We start from the raw sequence: 5,241 nt of genomic DNA, 5'->3' as shown, positions 1-5,241 counted from the left end.
CAGGTGGCACAGGTGGCACAGGCGCCGGCAACGGCGGCTCGCCGGGGTCGACGGGCACCGGCGGCGGCGGGGCCGGCAGCGCGGGTTCGAGCGGTTATTGACGGTGTCGTGCCGGCGCGGCCGGCGCGGCGCGATGGCGGCGCGGTTTCCCGGGACGGGCGCGCGGCCACCACGCAGGAGGACATCATGCAATCGAATTCCCGGATTTGGCTGGAGAACGACGAGATCGACGGCGAGGCGGTCGACGTGGACGATCTCGACACGACCGTGCATGTCGACGTCGCGACGGGCAGGGTCATGTTCCATGCGGCATGGGCGAATGCGCTCGAGGCGCCGCCCGAGGCGGCACGGTATTCGGTCGTGCTCGCGCTCGACTGCGACACGATGGAGCATTACGCGGATCTCGACGACGGCGCACGCACGCGCGTGCACGCGATGCTGCACGAGGCCGTGCAGCAGACGCTCGAGCAGTTGCCCGACACCGACGAAAACCTGACGCTGACGATCGAACTGACCGACGCGATGCTCGATGCGGCGCGGCACCTGCAGTAATCGATGCGGGCCGACATGCCGCATCGGATTACATCCCGTTGAAATCTTTGCAGCCGGGCGCGCGGCGACGTCGAACGGGCCGGCCGGGCGCATGCGCGTGCCGGCCTCGATGCGATCGCGGGTCGTTCCCCGGCCGGGGTCGCGATGCGAGCGGGTGCGACCCTGCGCGTGCAGGCGCAGCGCGCCCGGCGGCCGGCATGCCGATTGCTGGACGACCGATGCGGCACGACGTGTGCCGCCCATCCGAAGGAGACATACATGAGCGGCAGGCTGGAGCATTGCAAGGTGGCCATCCTCGCGGTCGACGGATTCGAGGAAGCCGAACTCGTCGAGCCGCAGCGCGCGCTCTCGGCCGAGGGCGCGCAGGTCGACGTGATTTCGCAGAAGCGCGGCGAGATCCAGGGTTTCCGGCACGTCGACAAGGGCGGGCGCGTGAAGGTCGACCGCACGTTCGACGACGCGCGCGAAGGCGATTACGACGCGGTCGTGCTGCCTGGCGGCGTCGTGAACGGCGACGCGATCCGGATGCTGCCGGCCGCGCGCGAATTCGTGACGGCGGCCGTCGGCGCCGGCAAGCCGATCGCGGCGATCTGCCACGGCGGCTGGCTGCTCGTGTCGGCCGGGCTCGTGGAGGGCCGCACGATGACGAGCTGGCCGAGCCTGCAGGACGATATCCGTCATGCGGGCGGCAAGTGGGTCGACGAGGAGGTCGTGCGCGACGGCAACCTGATCACGAGCCGCAAGCCCGCCGACCTGCCCGCGTTCAACGGCGCGCTGGTCGAGCGCCTCGCGTCGCGGCGGGCGTAAGCCGATGCCGGCCGATGCCGCCCGCCGCGTGACGCTGACCGACACGCCGCCCGTGTTCGACGGAGCGGCGCTGCAGTTGAGTTTCGTCGTCGAAGTCGATGGCGTGCCGCAAACCTGCGCGATCACGGTCGAGGCGCTGGAAGACCATTTCGGCGCGCAGTCCGCGCTGGAAGCCGACCTGCGCGATGCATTCGAACGCGGCCGTGTGCGCATCGAGGCCGCGTGCGCGGAGGTGCTGGCCGACGGCGGCGGGGCGGACGTGGTGCTGCATAGCGGTTATTTCCGTGCGCCGGGCGGTCGGGCGCGGGCCGGGCTGTTTGGGCCGGGGAAGTCCTGACCCCCGTCGTGCTTCCCGAAGCGTCGTTCCGCGCCGCATCCGGCGATCCGGCCGCCCGCATTACATGCCGTTGAAAACTTTGCCGCGCGTCGCAGGCATCGCCCGGTGCCACATCGCGCTGCGTGCCGAGCGCGCGGGGCGGTTCGCGTCGTGTCGGCTGGCATGTTCCCTGCATGAACGACCGGTTGCCGGCGCACGATTCGCGCCGCATGCCGATGCGACCGTTCGTCGTATCGCACGTAGCCGCAGACGGGGAACGAGCATGCTGACCGCCCATGAATTTGCCGTGCTGTTCCTGGTGCATCACGCACCGGAGCAGATCCAGATCGACCGCGACGACGTCGTCGCCCTCGTCGAGCAACAACTGATCGTGATGCAGCGCGACGACGCGTCCGGCGAGCGTCGGCCCGTGTTGACGGCCGGCGGCTTGTCGGTTCTGAAGTGCGTGCAGCGGCATGACGGGGTCGCGACCGACGTGACTGACCTGAGTGACATGAACGACGCGTGATGCACGGCGCCGCGCCGTTCACCGCGCGATCGCGACGCCCGCGTTGACCTGGACGACCGGTGTCCGGCTGTCGAACGGCGGCGCGGGCAGGAAGCGGTCGATCACGCCGGCTTCGAACAGCAGGCAGTACGTCGACCCGCCGAACTGGAAGTAGCCGATCTCGTCGCCCTTGTCGACGCGCTGCCCCGGCACGACGTCGATCACGCACGACGACACGTCGCCCATCCCGACGAACACGGCCGCCACGGTACCGATGCCGGGATCGTCGCAGGAGAGCGCAACCACCGCGCGCGTGGCGACGGCCGTCATGTAACCCTGCGAGTCGTTCAGCCCGGCCGGATCGGTACCTTCGGCCTCCGCGACCGAGTAGTAGGTCCCGTCGACACGGTACGCGTGCGTGACGACGCCGCGCACCGGTGCATGCCAGCGATGGTAGTTGTACGCACTCAGGTAGGCCTGGTAGATGTCGCCGCCGACGAAGCGCTCGGCGAGCGGCAGCCATGCGGGCGTGAAGAGGTCGCGCAACGAGTACGGCTGCGCCTTGATCCAGAACGTGTCGCGCAGCTTCAACTTCGATTCGGTGTGGTACGGCGCGGCCTCGCATGCGCTGACGATCACGTGCGGATCGTCGGGTGCCTCGACCGGGCGCGCGCCATCGCGAAAGCGTCGCGTGAAGAAGTCGTTCCACGAGTCGAAGCCCAGGTGCGGCTGGTCGTCGCGATACTGGAACTGCGACAGCCCGAGGCGCCTGCGCGCCGCATCGCAGAACCAGCCGTCGGGCGCCGACGTGTCGAGATGCGTGCGCGAATGCGGGCCGCCGAGGAAGTCGCACCACACGTTCAGCACGCACTTCAGGTGCGCGTTGACGGTCGCGTCGCGAAACACCGCATGGCCCGACGGCATGCACATCGGCCAGTCGAGGAATGCGTTGATCGGGCACACGATCAGGCTCGCTTCGCTGAAAGGGGGCGTATAGGTCATCAGGTGATCGAGCACTGTCATCAGGTCGCCGCTCGACGCGTAGCCGAGCCGCAGGCCCGCGTCGAGCGCCTCGTCGATCGCGCGGGTCAGGCCCATGCGCAGGACGGCGTGGTCGTCGAACAGCCGCGCGAGGGCCTGCACGGCGGGCGTGCGCAAGCGGTCGCCGGCGTGGGCGCGGGCCTCCGCCGCGATCCGTTCGCGGAACGCGGCCATGTGGGCTTCTTCGCGCGCCATCCATTCGCCGAGCCGATGGCGCGTGGCGGGCGGCGGGTTGCGGTCGGTCGGCATCGCTTCCTCCGGACGTCGGTTCGTGATGGACATGATCAGCAAGATGCTTGCCCGGCGGCGGCACCGAAATTGCGGCGATCGTTCGTCCGTTTTTTTACACGGGAGACGAAGATGAACGCGGCTTCGAATGCACGACAGGCGAACAAGACGAACGAGACGGGCGCGACCGACGCGCGGCACGGCGGCGAACAGCACACGGTGACGCCGACGCGTACACGCGTGCGGCCGGCCAAGGCGGCGTCGCGCGACACGCGTCGACCGGCCGGGCGCGGCGCGGGTGGCTCAGGTGGCGCAAGCGGCGCGAGCGGGACGAGCGGGACGAGCGGGACGAGCGGGCCCGTGGCCGCGCACGACGGCGACAGGAAGGGCAATCCGCTATGGGAGGACGACGGCGGGGCGATGCCGCCCGAAGAGTGGTCGTGACGGGGCAATCGCGCTTGGACACGTGCGCAAGGTCGCCGACGTTCGGTCGATTGGATCGACGATCGCCGGCATGCGAGGTGCGACACACGTCCGCAGGGCCGCGCGCCTTCAGCTGCCGACACGCGCCGCCACGAGCACCGCAACAGGCAATCCGGCCAGGCAGCGGCGTAGCGCCAGCACCCCGTCGCGCACATCGATCGTGTCCCGACCATTCAGCCAGTCGATCCACGGCCCCTCGATTCCGCGCGGCAGCACGACCGCCGTATCGCCCCACCGCGCGGGCGCCACGCGCGGCATCCCGGGCGCTTCCCCCAGCAACCGGCTCGCGAGCCGCGTCGCGACGATCACCACGGTGGCGGCCGCGTCGCACCGCGCGAACGCCACCGCGTGCCGCGCGAGCCCGCCGCGCACGCGTAGCGGCACGTACGCGCCGTCCGCAAACGTCGCCGGCCACCGCGCGCGCAGCGCGAGCATCCGCTCGATCAGCGCGCGTTTCACGCGCGCATCGGGCCAGGCCGGCAGGTACGACGCGACCGGATCGTCGACCCGTTCGGCCGCCAGTGCGTCGAACGGCACGTCGCGCCGGTTGTCCGGATCGACGAGCGAGTGATCCCAGCACTCGGTCCCTTGATAGAGGTCGGGCACGCCGGGCGACGCGATCCGCAGCGTCGTCTGCGTCAGGCTGTTGACGACGCCGGCCGGTGCGATCCGCGCGACGAACGCATGCAGCCGGTGCGCGAAATCGCCGGCGCCGCGCGGCGTCAGGATCGCGCGGACGAATGTTTCGCAGGCGTGCTCGTAGTCCGGTTCGGGCGCCAGCCAGTCGCTGTGCCGCTTCGCTTCGCGCACGGCTTTCGTCTGCCACTGCGCGACGCGCGCGGCGAGTCCGGCCAGCCCGGCCGCATCGTCGGGCGCGAGTGCCGGCGGCCAGCAGCCGACGAGCGTCTGGTACAGCATCGCCTCCGCGGCCGGCCCCGGCGCCCACGCGAGATCGCGATGCGCGCGGCCCCGGTGCGGCAGGTTCAGCGCGCTCCAGTCGAGCGATACCGCGCGCCATGCATCCGGGATCTCGCTGAGCACCGCGAGCCGTGCACGCGCGTCCTCGCCGCGCTTGTGGTCGTGCGTGGCCGTCGCGACGAGCCCGTGCGGCACGGTGCGCGCGCGGCGCCGGTTGCGGGCATGGAATGCGCCGCGCGACAGGCTGAAGTCGCCGGCGTCGGCGCCGACCTCGTTGCGCGACAGCAGCCGGCCGTAGCGATAGTGGGCCGTATCCTCGACGCCTTTCGCGGCGAGCGGCGCGGTGAGCTGCGCGAACGCGACGCGCGCCGCGGCCAGCGCGTCGGCG

Annotated in this window: 6 protein-coding genes and 1 pseudogene; 5 read left to right on the top strand and 2 right to left on the bottom strand. The window is 70.9% G+C overall.

Annotated elements, in window-relative coordinates; genetic code table 11:
• Window positions 1-186 precede the first annotated feature (186 nt).
• From L810_RS42275 to L810_RS42260, 4 genes are all read left to right on the top strand, one after another.
• On the top strand, window positions 187-552 hold the full coding sequence (locus tag L810_RS42275; protein ID WP_042978352.1) for a hypothetical protein: 366 nt from the start codon (window positions 187-189) through the stop codon (window positions 550-552).
• Window positions 553-810: 258 nt separating this feature from the next.
• A complete protein-coding gene (locus L810_RS42270) occupies window positions 811-1,359 on the top strand; it encodes a type 1 glutamine amidotransferase domain-containing protein (RefSeq protein ID WP_021164229.1) in 549 nt (182 codons plus the stop codon).
• Between the two features lie 4 nt (window positions 1,360-1,363).
• A complete protein-coding gene (locus tag L810_RS42265) occupies window positions 1,364-1,696 on the top strand; it encodes a DUF1488 domain-containing protein (protein ID WP_021164228.1) in 333 nt (110 codons plus the stop codon).
• Between the two features lie 262 nt (window positions 1,697-1,958).
• Complete coding sequence (locus L810_RS42260; RefSeq protein WP_021164227.1) at window positions 1,959-2,204, top strand: hypothetical protein; 246 nt, start codon at window positions 1,959-1,961, stop codon at window positions 2,202-2,204.
• A gap of 18 nt (window positions 2,205-2,222) precedes the next feature.
• On the opposite strand, the gene L810_RS42255 is transcribed toward L810_RS42260, so the two are convergent.
• Window positions 2,223-3,473, bottom strand: a complete 1,251-nt coding sequence (locus L810_RS42255) for a phosphatidylserine decarboxylase family protein (protein WP_042978351.1) — start codon at window positions 3,471-3,473, stop codon at window positions 2,223-2,225.
• A 111-nt stretch (window positions 3,474-3,584) separates the two neighbouring features.
• Between L810_RS42255 and L810_RS42250 the strand changes: the two genes are divergently transcribed.
• Window positions 3,585-3,896, top strand: a complete 312-nt coding sequence (locus tag L810_RS42250; RefSeq protein WP_021164225.1) for a hypothetical protein — start codon at window positions 3,585-3,587, stop codon at window positions 3,894-3,896.
• A 108-nt stretch (window positions 3,897-4,004) separates the two neighbouring features.
• Here the strand turns inward: L810_RS42250 and L810_RS42245 are convergent.
• Window positions 4,005-5,241 (bottom strand): annotated as a pseudogene (locus L810_RS42245) (malto-oligosyltrehalose synthase); the annotation flags it as partial.

The sequence above is a fragment of the Burkholderia sp. AU4i genome (assembly GCF_000466765.1).
GTDB lineage: Bacteria > Pseudomonadota > Gammaproteobacteria > Burkholderiales > Burkholderiaceae > Burkholderia > Burkholderia cepacia.
Note: the sequence above shows the minus strand (reverse complement) of the source record. Positions and strands in the feature narration are given on the sequence as shown.